The following is a 15,980-nucleotide window of genomic DNA, read 5'->3' as shown; positions in this document are numbered from 1 at the left end:
CGCTTGCTTTCCTTTCTGCTGCTCAGCGCAACTTGAGCGTGGACAAACCGAACAGGCACAACATCAACGTGATGATCCAGAAGCGCACCACCACCTGCGTTTCCTTCCAGCCGGACAGCTCGAAGTGGTGATGCAGCGGCGCCATCTTGAAGATGCGCCGGCCTTCGCCGAAGCGACGCTTCGTGTATTTGAACCACGTGACCTGCAGCATCACGGAAAGCGTTTCGGCGACAAAGATGCCGCCCATGATGAAAAGGACGATCTCCTGGCGCACGATCACCGCGACGGTGCCCAGCGCGCCGCCGAGCGCCAGCGCGCCGACGTCGCCCATGAACACCTGCGCCGGGTGCGTGTTGAACCAGAGGAAGGCAAGCCCCGCCCCGCCGATCGCGGAACAGAAGATCAGCAGTTCGCCTGCGCCGGGAATGTGCGGGAACAGCAGATATTTCGAGTACACCGCGCTGCCCATCACGTACGCGAACACGCCGAGCGACGCGCCGACCAGCACGACCGGCATGATCACGAGGCCGTCGAGGCCGTCGGTGAGGTTCACCGCATTGCTCGAGCCGACGATCACCAGATAGGTCAGTGCGATGAAGCCCCAGACGCCGAGCGGATAGCTGATCGACTTGAGGAACGGCAGCATCAGGTCGGCGCGTGCCGGCAGGCCCATCGAAAGGCCGCTGCGCACCCACGCCATGAACAGGTCGAATACGCGCACGTTGCTCGCTTCGGACACGCTGAACGCCAGATACACCGCTGCGAACAGGCCGATCACCGATTGCCAGAAATACTTCTCGCGCGACGACATGCCGCGCGGGTCCTTGTAGACCACCTTGCGGTAATCGTCGACCCAGCCGATCAGCCCAAAGCCGAACGTCACCAGAATCACGATCCAGATAAAGCGGTTGGTCAGGTCGGCCCACAGCAACGTCGACACAGCGATGCCGAGCAGGATCAGCACGCCGCCCATGGTCGGCGTGCCCGATTTGACGAGGTGCGATTGCGGACCATCCTTGCGCACCGCCTGGCCGACCTTCATCGCGGTCAGCGTGCGGATCACCCACGGACCACAGACCAGCCCGATCAGCAGCGCGGTAATCGTCGCTGCGACCGCGCGAAAAGTCAGATAACTGATCACGCGCAAGAAGCTTGCGTCATTCTGCAGCCATTGCGCCAGCGCCAGTAGCATGCCTGGTTTCCTTCTCTTTCAATGTGCGACGGGCGCTTGGCCCACCGCATCGGGTTGTGGACTTGTCAAGGCGTCCACCACGCGCTCCATCTGCATGAAGCGCGAGCCTTTCACCAGAAACGTGGTTGATGCGCCGTAGTTCGCCTGCTGCAACTGCGCGACGAGGCTTGCGACGTCGTCGGCGTGATGGGCGGCGGAACCGTAGGCGCTGCATGCGTCGCGTGCGGCTTCGCCCATCGCGTAGAGCGCGTCGATGCAGCACTCCTGCGCATAGGCGCCGATTTCACGATGGAACGCCGGGCCTTCGTCGCCGACTTCGCCCATGTCGCCCATCACGAGCACGCGCGGCGACGGCTGGCTGGCCAGCACGTCGATCGCGGCGCGCATCGAATCGGGATTCGCGTTGTAGGTGTCGTCGATTACCGTGGCGCCGGCCAGCGCGCCGAGCGTCGCGTGCTTCACCTGCAGGCGGCCTTTCACGGCGCCGAACGCTTCGAGGCCGCGTTTGATCGCGTCGAGCGCGACGCCTGACGCGAGCGCGGCGGCTGTCGCGGCCAGTGCGTTATGTGCGTTGTGCGTGCCGAGCACTTGCAGCGTTACGTCGATGTGGCCGTCGGGTGTATCGATATGCAGCACGCCATCGTCGAAAGTGCCGGTCACGGCCGCTTCGGTGATGCACTCGTCCGAGTTCAGCGCGAAATCGATTACGCGGTTGCCCGTCGCAGCGACGCGCCAGATGCCGGCGTATTCGTCATCGGCGGGGAAAACCGCGATGCCGTCCGGCGTCAGCGCGTGAATCACCGTTGCATGCTCGAGCGCCACCGCTTCGACGGTTGCCATGAACTCCTGGTGCTCGCGCTGCGCGTTATTCACCACCGCCACCGTCGGCTCGGCGATCTTGCCGAGCAACTGCGTTTCGCCCGGATGGTTCATGCCGAGTTCGACGACCGCGAGCTGGTGCGCACTGTTCAGGCGGAACAGCGTCAGCGGCAGGCCGACGTCGTTGTTGAAGTTGCCCGCCGTGGCGAGCCGCGACGCTTCGCCGACCGCCGCCGCGAAAATCGACGCGATCATTTCCTTGACCGTGGTCTTGCCGTTGCTGCCCGTCACGGCCACGAGCGGCATCGTGAAACGGCGGCGCCAGCCGTGTGCGAGCGCGCCGAGTGCGACACGCGTGTCTGTTACGCGCAGCGTGGGCACTTGCCAGTCACCGGGAGTGCGTGTGGCGAGTACAGCGCCGACCTTGCGGACCGCGACGTCAGAGAGAAAGTCGTGCGCATCGAAACGCTCGCCCTTCAGCGCGACGAACAGATCGCCGGGGCCGGCGCTGCGGCTGTCGGTCGACACACGCTCGAATGTCACCGTGTCGTCGCCCAGTACTGTGGCGCCCGGAATCAGCGCGGCCGCTTCGCGCAGCGAAAACATCGTCATTCGCCCCCCCCGCGAGCCTGTGTTGCACGCGCGGCCAAGGCCAGCCGGGCGTGATCCTGATCCGAAAATGTGCGCTTCTTGCCCATCACTTCCTGGGTGGCTTCGTGTCCTTTGCCTGCCAGCACGATCACGTCTTCGCGCGCCGCGCTGCGCACCGCCTGCAGGATCGCGCTCGCGCGGTCTTCGATCGCACGCGCTTTCGCGCCCTGCTGCATGCCGGCGACGATCTGGTCGATGATCGTATGCGGGTCTTCGGTGCGCGGGTTGTCGCTGGTCACGACCACGCCATCCGCGAGACGCTCGGCGATCGCGCCCATCAGCGGACGCTTCAGCGCATCGCGGTCGCCGCCGCAGCCGAACATGCAGATCAGTTCGCCGCCGCGCGCCTGGGCGATCGGGCGCAGCGCACTCAGCGTTTTTTCGAGTGCGTCCGGCGTGTGCGCATAGTCGATAACGACCAGCGGTTCGTCGTTTTGCAAACGGCCACCGAGACGTTGCATGCGACCGTTCACCGGTTCGAGCTTCGCAAGCTCCGCGAGCGCGGCGTCGAACGGCACGTCTGCGGCGAGCAACGCGCCGAGCACGCCGAGCAGGTTGCTCACGTTGAATGCGCCGAGTGTGCCGACTTCGACGTCGGCGTTGCCCCAGTCGGATTCAAGATGGAATGCGGTACCGGTCGCGGTCGCGCGTACCCTGGTGGCGAGCAGCGTCTGGTCGGCCAACGGTGCGATCGTGCGCGTGGCGGCAGCCGGGCCGCTTGCTTCGAGCGCGTAAGCGATCGTGCGCGCGTGACCTTTGGTGCTGGCGAGCAGGCGCAGGCCGGCTTCGTCGTCGGCGTTGATCACCGCGGCGCGCAGTTCCGGCCATGCGAACAGGCGTGCCTTCGCCGCTTCGTATGCAGCGAACGTGCGGTGATAGTCCAGATGGTCTTGCGTCAGGTTCGTGAACACGGCGATGTCGAACGCGGTGCCGTTCACACGGCCCTGATGCAGCGCATGCGACGACACTTCCATCGCCACCGCCTGCGCGCCGGCAGCGCGCAATTGCGCGAGGCTGCGCTGCAGTTGCGGCGCGTCGGGCGTCGTGAAACCGGTGTGCGTCAGATGCCCCGGCATGCCGCTGCCGAGCGTGCCGATCAGCGCGCACGGCGTGCCATGCGCGGACAGCGCGGTGGCAATCCACTGCGTGCACGACGTCTTGCCGTTGGTGCCAGTCACGCCGATCACGCGCATCGCGTCGCTCGGGTCGCCATACCACGCGCTCGCAATCGTGCCGGCGAGCTCATTCAGCGCGGGCACCGCGTGCGCGTTCGCCGGATCGGGTGTGCCCGTGTAGTTTTCCGGCTGATATAGCACGCCGGCTGCGCCGCGCGTCAATGCGCTTTCGATGTGCGGCCGGTTGTCGGCGCCGTCCACCGCGTACGCGAGAAAAGCGTCGCCGGCGCCCAGCGTGCGCGTATCAGCATGCAGTTGCGCGCCCGGCTGCAGGTGCGCGCGCAGCCATGCGAGCGCATCCGCAACCTGACGGTGCGCCGGGTGGGAACCACGCAGCGAGCTCATCGCACGACTCCAGGATGCGTCTTCGAGTTGCTCGAGATCGTCAGCTTTTTCGCCGTGACGGCAGTGGACAGCTTCGCGGCAAACTTTTTCGGGCCGGCCGGGCTCGCGCCCTTCGTAGCCGCTGGGCCGCTTGCGGCCGATGCCACCGCCGCACCATTGATCTCGTCGGACACGACCATCTGCTTGACCGGCATATCGGGCGGCACGTTCAGCGAGCGCAGCGTATCGCCGACGATCGACGAGAACACCGGCCCCGACACCTGGCCGCCAAAGTGGCTGCCGGCAGTCGGCTCGTCGACCGACACCGCAACGACGATGCGCGGATTCGGCATCGGCGCCATGCCGACGAAGGAAGCGCGATATTTCGATTTGTCGTAGCCGCGGCCCGAATGCTTGTACGCGGTGCCGCTCTTGCCGCCGACGCGGTAGCCCGGCACCGCCGCATCCGGCGACGTGCCCTGCGTCGACACCACCGCTTCGAGCATCGTGCGCACTTCGCGCGCGGTGGTCGGCGCAAACACCTGCGGACCGACGGCGACCGGCTGGTCGCCCGGTGCGCGGAAAATCGAAATCGGCAGGAACTGGCCGTCGTGCGCGATCGCGGTGTACGCGCGCGCCAGCTGGAACAGCGACGCCGACAGGCCGTAGCCGTACGACATGGTCGCCTGTTCGATCCGGCGCCAGCTCTTCCACGGCCGCAGGCGGCCTGCCGCCGCGCCCGGGAAACCGACCTTCGGCGCCTGGCCGAGACCGATGCTGGTATACATGTTCCACATCTCTTCGGGCTTGAGCGTCATCGCGATCTTGGTCGCGCCGATGTTGCTCGACTTCTGGATCACACCGCCGACTGTCAGCGTGCCGAACGCGCTGTCGTCGGTGATCTGTGCGCCGTCGAGGACAAAGCGTCCCGGCCCCGTATCCACCAGTGTAGTCGGCGATACGCGGTGCAGATCGAGCGCGAGCGACACCGTGAACGGCTTCATGATCGAGCCCGGCTCGAACACATCTGTAAGGATGCGGTTGCGCAGCTGCTCGCCGGTCAGGTGCGAGCGGTCGTTCGGGTTGTAGGTCGGATAGTTGACCAGTGCCAGCACCTCGCCGGTACGCACGTCGACCACCATCGCCGCGCCCGCTTTCGCCTTGAACTTCTGCACCGCGGCTTTCAGGTTCGTGTAAGCGATGTATTGAATCTTGCTGTCGATCGACAGATCGACATCCTGACCATTGTGCGGCACGACCGTTTCGTCCACATCTTCGACGATGTGGCCCATCCGGTCCTTGATCACGCGGCGGCTGCCCGACATGCCGGCCAGCGACTTCTGGTCGCCCAGTTCGACGCCTTCCTGGCCTTCGTCTTCGACGTTGGTGAAGCCGATCAGATGCGCAGTGATCTCGCCTTCCGGATAGAAGCGCTTGTATTCGTTGCGCTGATAGATACCGGGAATGTCGAGCGCGGCCACCTGCCCGGCGACGTCGACCGGCACCTGGCGCTTCACGTACACAAAGGTCTTGTCTTCCGACAGCTTCGCGCGCAGCTCTTTATCCGACATATCGAGCAGCTTGCCGAGATCTTTCAGCTTGTCCGCGCCGAGATCGTCCGGCACTGCTTCGGGAATTGCCCAGATCGCGCGCACCGGCAAACTCGTGGCCAGCACGAGGCCGTTACGGTCGAGAATCTTGCCGCGCGTGGCTGGCAGTTCGAGCGTGCGCTGATAGCGGCTCTCGCCCTGCTTCTGATAAAACGCGTTGCCCGGCCCCTGAATCCAGAACGCGCGCCCGGCGAGCGCGACAAACGCCATGAACAGCAGGAACACGACGAGCTTCGAACGCCACATCGGCAGCCGCACCGACAGGATCGGATTGGCCGAAAACGCGACGCTCTTGCGGTTCGACGCTTTGCCTTTCTTGATCATCGCGTGGCTCCCCGCTTGTTGGTCGCGGCCGGCGCCGAGGCGGGCGCCGCAGTCGGGATCGGCGCGTCTTCGGCCTTCACGGCGCCGGGGTCGAGCGTCAGGTATTGCGTGCGGCCGGTGGTGGCGGACTGCATCTTCAGCGAGTCGGTGGCGATCTGCTCGATGCGCGATGTCTTCGACAGCGCGCTCTGCTGGTATTGAAGCTGCGAATAGTCCTGCTGCAGCTGACGCTCCTGCGATTGCGCGCGCTGCAACTGGATAAAGAACTGGCGCTGCTGATTGGTTGCGTTCACCACGGAAAGCGCGCAACCCATCACGAGAATCAGCAGGAAGATGTTGATGCGGTTCATGGCGCGATCCGCTCCGCAATGCGCATTACAGCGGAACGCGCGCGCGGATTGGCGGCGACTTCAGCGTCGCTCGCGAATACGCGGCCAATCAGTTTTAACGGGGGGCTCGGCAGATCTACCGCGCGAATCGGCAGACGGCGGTCCACCACAGGCGACGTAGCGTGCGCCTGCATGAATCGCTTGACGATTCTGTCTTCGAGCGAATGAAAGCTGATCACGACCAGCCGCCCCCCTTGCTCCAGCAACGCTAGCGCTGCCTCTAGTACGACTTGCAGCTCCGCAAGCTCTTGATTGACGTGAATCCGTATAGCCTGAAAGGTGCGGGTTGCCGGGTCCTTACCCTTCTCACGGGTTTTGACGGCGTTAGCCACGATTTGGGCAAGCTCGCCCGTGCTTGCGAGAGGCCCAATACGGTCGGACTCTGCCCGGCGAGCAACAAGCGCCTTTGCAATCTGAAAAGCAAACCGTTCTTCCCCATAATCTCTGATCACCTCCGTCAATTCCTGCAACGAGGCCCGCGCGAGCCAATCCGCGGCGGATTCACCGCGCGTCGGGTCCATCCGCATGTCGAGCGGGCCATCGGCGCGGAAACTGAAGCCGCGCTCGGGGTCGTCCAGTTGCGGCGACGACACCCCCAGGTCCAGCAATACCCCCGACACACGCCCTACCCCACGTGACGTCAGCGCGTCACGCAGTGATGCGAAACTCTCATGCTCGATTTCAAAACGCGGATCGGCGATTTGCTGCGCCGTCTGGATCGCAAGCGGATCTTTATCGAATGCGATCAGCCGGCCGGCCTCTCCCAGCTTGCCCAACACTGCTCGACTGTGACCGCCGCGCCCGAACGTGCCATCTATATAGATACCGTCCGTGCGCGTGACCAGCGCGTCGACCGCCTCCTCCAGCAGCACCGTGCGATGCTGCATTTCAGCTCCCATCGCAGGCGCCATTTAGTTCACCCGCGGTCAGAACGTGAAATTTTTCAGCGCGTCGGGCATGCCCTGCGCCATCGCCTGTTGCTCCTTCGCGTTGTAGGTCTCTGCGTCCCACAACTCGAAGTGACTACCCATCCCTAACAGCATCACGTCTTTTTCCAGCGCCGCGGCGAGCCGCAATTCAGGCGACACCAGCACGCGCCCAGCCGTGTCGAGCTCGACGTCGGCCGCATTGCCGAGGAAGATCCGCTGCCACCACTTGGCTTCCATCGGCAGCGCCGCGATCTTGGTGCGAAAGACTTCCCATTCGGGGCGCGGAAACAGCAACAGGCAGCCGTCCGGGTGCTTGGTGATCGTCACCCGGCCTTCTGCCTGTCCTTGCAGCGCGTCACGATAGCGAGAGGGGATCGACATCCGCCCTTTCGCATCGAGTGTCAGCGCCGACGCCCCTTGAAACACTTCGCTCCCCTTTCTGAACGCGCGCGAAAGACGCCGCCCGGTTCTGAAAACTTACCGGAAATTGGCCGGTAGATCACACAAAAATACACTTTCTCACACTGTCTCCCACTTTAGAGTAACCCCCAACACCGGTCAAGGGATGCGCCGCGATTTTTAACGAAATTTGTTTGCTAGAACAAGGACTTAGCGACAGTCCTTCATGTCGGACGTAAACGGGAAAGTCGTTATAAATGAATCAGATAGTGAAACTAGTGAATGTAATACTTGAGAAGTCTGGAGGAACCGCAGGGAGGATGGGCGTTTTGCGGGAGGGATCAGGCGGGGATAGCGGTAAGTTTGGGACCTGCGGCCAGTGAAGGTGGGACGGCACGTGTGGCGCCGTCCCACTGCAATGCAGTTGCGCTTCTAATGGGCGCTTTCAGATGCTTCAAATGCTCTTTCCCGGATGCGTTCAGATGCGGTAGGCGGTCGTGGTCATCACCTTCGATGCCGCCCGCATCAGCGCGCGCGCCGGGAACGGCAATTCGATCCCGCCGGCATCGAGCGCGGCTTTGCCGTGCGCCGCTTCGTCGGCGCGCATCTGCTCGACGATCGCGCGCGATTCGTGATCGGCGGCAGGCAGCGCGTCCATATGGCCGTCCAGATGCCGTTCGACCTGACGCTCCGTCTCGGCCATAAAGCCGAGGCTGACGCGGTCGCCGAAACGGCCCGCGACGAGGCCAATCGCCAGCGCACCGGCGTACCACAGCGGATTGAGCAGGCTCGGCCGGGCATCCAGCGCTTCAAGGCGCTTCGACGTCCATGCGAGGTGATCTTCTTCTTCGCGTGCCGCGCGTTCGAACGCCTCTTTCAGCACAGGTGAGCGCGTCGCGAGCTTTTGCGCCTGATACAGCGCCTGCGCGCAAACCTCTCCGACATGGTTCACGCGCATCAGCGCGGCCGCGTGCGCGCGGTCCTGCGCGGACAATTCCGCCGGCTCGGCTACCTCAGCCGGTTGCGGCATCGGTCGAGTCATTCTCGACACGCCCGTCATTGATCGTAAACCCCGATCAAACTCGGTAATCAACTCGTCAAGCAGCATCCAGGCCCTCCGGTTCAGCCATGAATCCAACACTTCAGCCGGTCCGCGCCACAAGCGTTCGCGGCCCGCAATCGACGCCCTGGAGGCCCGAAAACAGGGGCCTTTCGGCGAACAAAGATCGATTTTAGACCATGTTGCGTAAACGAAACAGCCACCTTTCAGCCGCCCCCTTTTGCTTTGTCAGGGTTAAGCCTTTTGCTACATTACCCGACGACTTCCTTAGAAGTTAATTGCAAGGTTGCAGCAGCCCATAACAATTTACCTTGCTTAAAAAAAATTCGTATTCCTTGGAGATCTTCAATGAAAAAGTCGCTAGTCGCTCTGGCGGCATTGGGCGCGTTCGCGTGTGCAGCCCATGCGCAGAGCAGCGTCACGCTGTACGGCATTATTGACGAAGGCTTCAACATCAACACCAACGCCGGTGGCGCCCATCTGTACAACCTGTCGAGCGGTGTGCTGCAGGGCAGCCGTTGGGGCTTGCGCGGCACCGAAGATCTGGGCGGCGGACTGAAAGCGGTGTTCGTGCTGGAAAACGGTTTCGACGTGAACAGCGGCAGGCTCGGTCAGGGCGGTTTGATGTTCGGACGCCAGGCGTATGTGGGTCTTGGCAGCAGCCAGTTCGGTACCGTCACGCTCGGCCGCCAGTACGACTCGGTGGTCGACTACGTCGGGCCGCTTGAAGTGGGCGATCAGTGGGGCGGCTATATCGCCGCTCACCCGGGCGACCTCGACAACTTCAACAACGCGTACCGCACCAACAACGCGATCAAGTTCACCAGCGTCAACTATGCGGGCCTGACGTTCGGCGGCATGTATAGCGTCGGTGGCGTAGCGGGCGACTACTCGCGCAATCAGACGTGGTCGTTGGGTGCCGGTTATACGAATGGGCCGCTGGTGTTGGGCATCGCCTATTTGAACGCGCGCACGCCGAATACGAGCGGTGGCCTGTTCGGTAACAACACCACTTCGACTGCGTCCGTCGTGACCTCGCCGGTCTATGCGGGCTTCGCTTCGGCCAGCACCTATCAGGTGATCGGCGCAGGTGGTGCGTACACGTTCGGTGCGGCAACCTTCGGTGCGACGTACTCGAATATCCGCTTCAACGGCATCGGCAGCACCAGCCCGTCGGCTCTGATCGCCGGCCAGCACGCGACCTTCAACAACGGCGAAATCAGCGTCAAGTATCAGATCACGCCGGCCCTGCTGGTGGGCGCCGCGTATGACTATACGAAGGGCAACGACGTCGGTCCGGTGGACGGCGCCAAGTATCACCAGGGCATGCTGGGCGTCGACTACTTCCTGTCGAAGCGCACCGACGTGTACGTCACCGGCGTGTATCAGCACGCTTCGGGCGAACAGATCTCGGCGAACGGCGCGACTGTCTCGCAGGCTCACGCTTCGATCAACGGCTTGACCCCGTCGTCGAACAGCAATCAGTTCACCGCGCGGGTCGGTATCCGCCACAAGTTCTAAGCGCTTCCAGCTTCTAATAAGCAGTGAACGTGTAGTTCGGTTCAAAGGCGCCTGCGGGCGCCTTTTTTTATTGGCAGTGTGAGTGGGTCGTTATTTTATGCGCGCCCGTCGCGCAATTCGCGGCGCAGGATCTTGCCGACATTGGTCTTCGGCAATTCGTCGCGGAACTCGATCAGCCTCGGCCGCTTGTAGTTGGTCAGCTGTTCCTTGCAGAACGCCAGAACGTCGGCGTCGGTGAGCGACGGGTCCTTCCTCACGATGAACAGCTTCACCGCTTCACCGGTGTTCTGGTCCGGAATGCCCACCGCCGCTACTTCGAACACGCCCGGATGTTTGGCGACCACGTCTTCGATCTCGTTCGGATAGACATTGAAGCCGGACACCAGAATCATGTCCTTCTTGCGGTCCACGATCTTGATATAGCCGCGCTCGTCCATCACGCCGATGTCGCCCGAGCGCAGGAAGCCGTCGGCAAACATCACTTTCGCGGTTTCGTCCGGACGATTCCAGTACCCCGCCATCACCTGCGGGCCGCGAATGCAGACCTCGCCGCGCTCGCCGAGCGGGACTTCGTTGCCGTCGTCGTCGCGGATCGAGATTTCGGTCGACGACACCGGCAGCCCGATCGTGCCGTTGTACGCGCTCGCCGTGACCGGGTTGCAGGTGGCCGTCGGCGAGGTTTCCGACAGGCCGTAGCCTTCGATGATCGGCGTCTTCGTCTTCTCGTACCAGCGCGTCGCGACCGCCTCCTGAATCGCCATGCCGCCGGCGTTCGCGATGATCAGCTTCGACAGGTTCAGCTTCGGTAGATCCGGGTGGTTCAGCAGCGCGTTGTAGAGCGTGTTGACCGCGGGGAACGTGGTGATTGCATAGTGCTGCAGCGTGTCGATCATGCCGCCGACGTCGCGCGGGTTCGGAATCAGCACGCCCAGGCCGCCGGTGCGGATCGTTAGCAGGCCGCAGACCGTCAGCGCGAACACGTGGTACAGCGGCAGCGCAACGACCGTGATGGTTTGATCGATGTCCGGACGCGCGTCGCGTGCCGGCGCGAGCCATGCCTGCGATTGCATCACGTTGGCAATCAGGTTGCGGTGCAGTAGCGTTGCGCCCTTCGCGACACCGGTCGTGCCGCCCGTGTACTGCAGGAACGCGATGTCGTCAGGGCCTTGCTGCACCGGCTTGAAGGTCTGCCGTTTGCCGGCGGCGAGTGCGTCGTTGAATTTCACGTGGCCCGGCAGGTTCCATGCGGGCACCAGCTTCTTCTTGTGGCGCACGACATAGTTGACCAGCAGTCCTTTCAGCCCGAGCAGATCGCCCATCGACGCGACGATCGTGTGCCGGATCGCGGTATTGCGCAGCACCTTTTCTACGGTCGACGCGAAATTCTCCAGCACGATGATCGCTTCCGCGCCGCTGTCCTTCATCTGATGCTCGAGCTCGCGCGGCGTGTAAAGCGGATTCACGTTCACCACGACGTAGCCGCCGCGCAGCAGCGCCGCCAGCGCCACCGGATATTGCAACACGTTCGGCATCATGATCGCGACCCGCGCGCCGCGTGCAATCCCCTTCGACTGAAACCATGCAGCCAGATGGCGCGACATGGCGTCGAGTTCGCGGTAGGTGATTTCCTTGCCCATGCACGCGAACGCCGCCTTCTCGCGGTACTTGCCGAAGCTCTCCTCAAGTAGATCGGCCACCGATGCATATTGCGTCGGATCGATCTCAGCCGGCACGCCCGGCGGATACGATTTCAGCCAGATCTTTTCCATGCGGCGCTTCTCCTTTGTTTTCGAATGATCGTGCTAAAAAAGCGCATCGTAGCACGCGGTCATCGGCGGTCTGGGTCGGGAAACCACCGTGTTAGACGGTAGTCTCGAATAGGTAGAACACGTGCGTTGCGCGAGCATTCCGTCGCGTGGTGTGGGCGCGTGCATATGTGCTCGCACGTGCGCATAGTCAGCCGCGGCGTCGGGCAGGTCACGCGGGCGCGACTTCGACGAGGCAGTCGTAGAAGGTGGCCGAGTTGCCGAGGTCGGTCAGCGCCTGGCTTGTCACCTGATTGGCATTGCGGCCGTCAGGGGCGAGTTTTTTCCACCAGATCGACAGGCCCACGACGAGGCCTTCGCGCGCTTTGTCTGTGACGCGCGCGCGGGCTTGCATCGAGCCGCGGTCGTTGAAGATGCGCACGGGGGCGCCGTCGACGATGCTGCGCTGTGCCGCATCGGCGGGATGGATGTCGAGGTGCGGTTCGCCTTCGGTTGCGCGCAGGCTCTCGACATTCACGAAGGTGCTGTTCAGGAAATTGCGCGCCGGCGGCGAGATCATCGCAAGTGGATAGCGCGCGGCAAGCTCGGGCGCATTTTCCGCCGACTCGTGCGGCGGCAAGTAGTCGGGCAGCGGGTCGAGGCCCTGTTGCGCAAGCCGCGCGCTGTAGAACTCGCACTTGCCGGACGGCGTGCGAAAGCCGCCGTTGGCGAACGGCGCGTCGGCGATGTTCAGCTTCGCCCAGCCGACGCGCTTCAAGGTCTGCCAGTCGACGCCTTCAAGCGCCGCGTCGTCCCAGCGGAATGCGGCTGCCGCGACGGTTTCGTCGCTTTCATATAGTGCGGGCTCGGTTAGACCCATCGCGCGGGCGATGCCGCGGAAAATCTCCGTGTTGGGCCGCGCCTGCCCGACTGGCTCGATCGCCGGCAGGTTCGCCATCACGTGCGTGTGACCGTATGACTTGTGCGCATCGAGATGCTCGAGCTGTGTGGTGGCCGGCAGCAGCAGGTCTGCGTAGTCGGCGGTATCGGTCTGGAAGTGCTCGAGCACGATCGTGAACAGATCTTCGCGCGCAAAACCTGCGGCGACCCGCTCGGAATCGGGCGCGACCGCGACCGGATTCGAGTTGTATACGACGATCGCCTCGATTTTCGGGCCGAATGCGGCGTCGCCCGGGTTCAACAGCGCGTTGCCGATCTCGTTCATGTTAACCACCCGCGGTTGAACCGATGGCCAGCCGGGCATCAGGTCGGGGCGCATCAACGCGAAAGAATCGACCGGCGCCCATCCTGAGGACGACAATAGCGCGCCGCCCGCGCGCTCGCGCCATGCGCCGGTCAGCGACGGCAAGCTGGCGATCGCCCGGACTGCGTTGCCGCCGCCACGGACGCGCTGCATGCCGTAGTTCAGCCGGATCGCGGCCTTGCGCGTGCTGCCGTATAAGCGGGCGAGATCGACGACGGTTTGCGGGTCGATGCCGCAAATCTGCGCGACGCGTGCCGGTGGATAGGTGAGTGCGCGAGCCTTCAGCTGCTCGAAACCCAATGTATGTTCGGCGATGTACGCGTGATCGAGCAGGTCTTCGCTGATCAGCACCTGCATCATGCCGAGCGCCAATGCGCCATCGGTACCGGGCTTCAGCGCAATATGCTGATGACATTTCTCCGCGGTCAGCGAACGGTACGGGTCGATTGCGATCAGCCGCGCGCCGTTGCGCTTGGCTTCCTGCGCGCGCGTCCAGAAATGCAGATTCGACGCGATCGGATTGGCGCCCCAGATCAGGATCACCTCGCTCTCGGAGTAGAACTCCGTCAGCATGCCGAGGCCCGCGCCGTACGTGTATTTAAGGCCCGCTGCGCCAGCCGATGCGCAGATCGCGCGATCGAGTTGCGAAGCGCCGAGCTTATGGAAGAAGCGTTGCGCGATGCTGTCGCCTTGCACGAGGCCCATCGTCCCGGCATAGCTGTAGGGCACGATCGCTTCCGGCGCGCGAGCGGCGATTTCGGACAGCTTCGCGCCCGCAAGCGCACAGGCCTCGTCCCATGTGATCGGCTCGAAGCGGCCCTCGCCCTTCTTGCCGACCCGCTTCATCGGCATTGTTAGCCGGCGTGGGTGATATACGCGCTCTGCGTAGCGGCTCACCTTGGTACACAGCACACCTTGCGTGGGCGGGTGATCGGGCTCGCCCGTCACCTTGATGGCGCGACCGTTCTCGACGGTCACGCGCATTGCACAGGTGTCCGGGCAGTCGTGCGGGCAAACGGTACGGGCGAATTCGGTGGGGGCGTTCATAAAACCTGATTGTCTGGCTGGTGGCGGATGCGCCAAAAACCGATTTTATTATGTTCGGCGCTCGAGGTTGCCGGCGCGTGGCGAGATTATCGACGGGCGTAGAATCAAGGCAGTTCAAGTCAGCAGCTTGCAGCCTGACGCCGCCCCTAACTATCTTTCAACGGCTAAGCGCAACTCTCATCATGAAACTCATTCCTGAAATACAGTCGGCGCGTGGCGAGATCCAGTCGCTTCGACGAACGATCCACGCCAATCCTGAACTCCGCTACGAGGAAACACAAACCGGCGAGCTGGTTGCCAGAACACTCGAAGGCTGGGGAATCGAAGTGCACCGGGGGTTGGGAAAAACAGGTGTGGTCGGCGTGTTGAAGCGCGGTTCCGGCACGCGGTCGATTGGACTGCGTGCCGATATGGATGCGCTGCCGATCCAGGAAGTGAACACGTTCGAGCATCGCTCTCACAATCAAGGGAAGATGCACGCCTGCGGACATGATGGGCACACTGCCATGCTGCTGGGCGCCGCGCGCTATCTGGCGAAGCACGGTGATTTCGACGGCACCATCGTGTTTATATTTCAACCAGCCGAAGAAGGCGGCGCGGGCGCGCGGGCGATGATCGAGGACGGCCTGTTCTCGCGGTTTCCGGTGGATGCGGTGTTTGGCATTCACAACTGGCCGGGTCTGCCGGCGGGGAAATTCGCGGTTGCTGAAGGGCCGTTCATGGCTTCAAGTAACGAGTTTCGCATTGAGATCAAGGGAATCGGCGCACATGCGGCGATGCCGCACAATGGCCGCGATCCGGTATTCACTGCGATGCAGATCGCCAATGGCTTGCAAAGCGTGATTACACGCAACAAGAAACCTATCGATGCAGCGGTGTTGTCGATTACGCAGATTCACGCAGGCGATGCGGTGAACGTGGTGCCGAATGAGGCCTGGCTGGCAGGTACGGTTCGCACGTTCACCGTAGAGACCCTCGAGCTGATTGAGTCGCGTATGCGCAAGATCGTCGAGAGTGTGGCTGAGGCGTACGAATGCTCGGTGCAGTTCACGTTCAAGCGAAACTATCCGCCGACCATAAACAGCAAGGATGAGACGCGCTTCGCAGTGGAAGTGATGAAGGAGATAGCCGGCGAGGATAAAGTCGACGATGAATTCGAACCGACTATGGGCGCTGAGGATTTCTCGTTTATGTTGCTTGAGAAGCCGGGATGCTACGCGTTTCTCGGCAACGGCACCGGTGGGCATCGCGAAATTGGGCATGGCGACGGCCCGTGCATGCTGCATAACGCGAGCTATGACTTTAACGACGATCTGCTGCCGATTGGCTCGACTTATTGGGTCAGGCTCGCGCAGCGGTTTTTGTCGAGGTGATGTTTGCTGCGGACCACGGTTTAATTGCCGTGGGTTTGTGCGTCGTTTTTCTGGGCCGTAAACGCACAAACCCCGCCATTTATGGGGCGGGGTTTGTGGTGCTGCATAAGGAGCCTGACGATTACCTACTTTCACACGGGCAATCCGCACTATCATCG

Annotated in this window: 12 protein-coding genes; 2 read left to right on the top strand and 10 right to left on the bottom strand. The window is 62.9% G+C overall.

Translation table 11 applies throughout. The features are described from left to right. Window positions 1–22: 22 nt before the first annotated feature. The 8 genes from mraY to coq7 form a co-directional block, all read right to left on the bottom strand. Window positions 23–1,192 (bottom strand): phospho-N-acetylmuramoyl-pentapeptide-transferase, encoded by a 1,170-nt coding sequence (gene mraY / locus ACYVNQ_RS25795; protein WP_460906143.1) that lies wholly within the window; start codon window positions 1,190–1,192, stop codon window positions 23–25. 18 nt (window positions 1,193–1,210) lie between these two features. Next, on the bottom strand, window positions 1,211–2,623 hold the full coding sequence (locus tag ACYVNQ_RS25790) for a UDP-N-acetylmuramoyl-tripeptide--D-alanyl-D-alanine ligase (protein WP_460906141.1): 1,413 nt from the start codon (window positions 2,621–2,623) through the stop codon (window positions 1,211–1,213). Then, window positions 2,620–4,182 (bottom strand): UDP-N-acetylmuramoyl-L-alanyl-D-glutamate--2,6-diaminopimelate ligase, encoded by a 1,563-nt coding sequence (locus ACYVNQ_RS25785; protein WP_460906140.1) that lies wholly within the window; start codon window positions 4,180–4,182, stop codon window positions 2,620–2,622. The genes ACYVNQ_RS25790 and ACYVNQ_RS25785 overlap by 4 nt, the downstream gene beginning before the upstream one ends. After that, complete coding sequence (locus ACYVNQ_RS25780; RefSeq protein ID WP_460906138.1) at window positions 4,179–6,095, bottom strand: peptidoglycan D,D-transpeptidase FtsI family protein; 1,917 nt, start codon at window positions 6,093–6,095, stop codon at window positions 4,179–4,181. Before ACYVNQ_RS25780 ends, ACYVNQ_RS25785 begins: the two co-directional genes overlap by 4 nt. Next, complete coding sequence (ftsL, locus tag ACYVNQ_RS25775) at window positions 6,092–6,445, bottom strand: cell division protein FtsL (protein WP_460906136.1); 354 nt, start codon at window positions 6,443–6,445, stop codon at window positions 6,092–6,094. Before ftsL ends, ACYVNQ_RS25780 begins: the two co-directional genes overlap by 4 nt. Continuing rightward, window positions 6,442–7,395, bottom strand: coding sequence for a 16S rRNA (cytosine(1402)-N(4))-methyltransferase RsmH (gene rsmH / locus ACYVNQ_RS25770; protein ID WP_460906134.1), 954 nt, complete (start codon window positions 7,393–7,395; stop codon window positions 6,442–6,444). The genes ftsL and rsmH overlap by 4 nt, the downstream gene beginning before the upstream one ends. A gap of 15 nt (window positions 7,396–7,410) precedes the next feature. Continuing rightward, window positions 7,411–7,839 carry a division/cell wall cluster transcriptional repressor MraZ gene (mraZ, locus tag ACYVNQ_RS25765; protein WP_460906132.1) on the bottom strand — a complete coding sequence of 143 codons (429 nt, stop codon included), beginning with the start codon at window positions 7,837–7,839 and terminating at the stop codon, window positions 7,411–7,413. Between the two features lie 451 nt (window positions 7,840–8,290). Beyond that, window positions 8,291–8,920: a 2-polyprenyl-3-methyl-6-methoxy-1,4-benzoquinone monooxygenase gene (gene coq7 / locus ACYVNQ_RS25760; protein WP_460906130.1), complete on the bottom strand. Its 630-nt coding sequence runs from the start codon at window positions 8,918–8,920 to the stop codon at window positions 8,291–8,293. A gap of 300 nt (window positions 8,921–9,220) precedes the next feature. On the opposite strand from coq7, the gene ACYVNQ_RS25755 reads away from it, so the two are divergent. Continuing rightward, window positions 9,221–10,393, top strand: a complete 1,173-nt coding sequence (locus ACYVNQ_RS25755) for a porin (protein ID WP_460906128.1) — start codon at window positions 9,221–9,223, stop codon at window positions 10,391–10,393. Window positions 10,394–10,488: 95 nt separating this feature from the next. Here the strand turns inward: ACYVNQ_RS25755 and ACYVNQ_RS25750 are convergent, their stop codons facing one another. Beyond that, entirely contained in the window at window positions 10,489–12,162 is a 1,674-nt protein-coding gene (locus ACYVNQ_RS25750) for a long-chain-fatty-acid--CoA ligase (protein ID WP_460906126.1), read from the bottom strand. A 208-nt stretch (window positions 12,163–12,370) separates the two neighbouring features. Next, window positions 12,371–14,449 (bottom strand): molybdopterin-containing oxidoreductase family protein, encoded by a 2,079-nt coding sequence (locus ACYVNQ_RS25745; RefSeq protein ID WP_460906124.1) that lies wholly within the window; start codon window positions 14,447–14,449, stop codon window positions 12,371–12,373. 182 nt (window positions 14,450–14,631) lie between these two features. On the opposite strand from ACYVNQ_RS25745, the gene ACYVNQ_RS25740 reads away from it, so the two are divergent. Continuing rightward, the gene (locus ACYVNQ_RS25740) at window positions 14,632–15,822 is read left to right on the top strand and encodes a M20 aminoacylase family protein (protein ID WP_460906122.1); all 1,191 of its coding nucleotides are present in this window, start codon (window positions 14,632–14,634) and stop codon (window positions 15,820–15,822) included. The last annotated feature ends 158 nt before the right edge of the window (window positions 15,823–15,980 follow it).

This window comes from Paraburkholderia jirisanensis, from assembly GCF_054782355.1.
The sequence above is the reverse complement of the archived record's forward strand: the minus strand, read 5'-3'. Positions and strand labels throughout refer to the sequence as shown.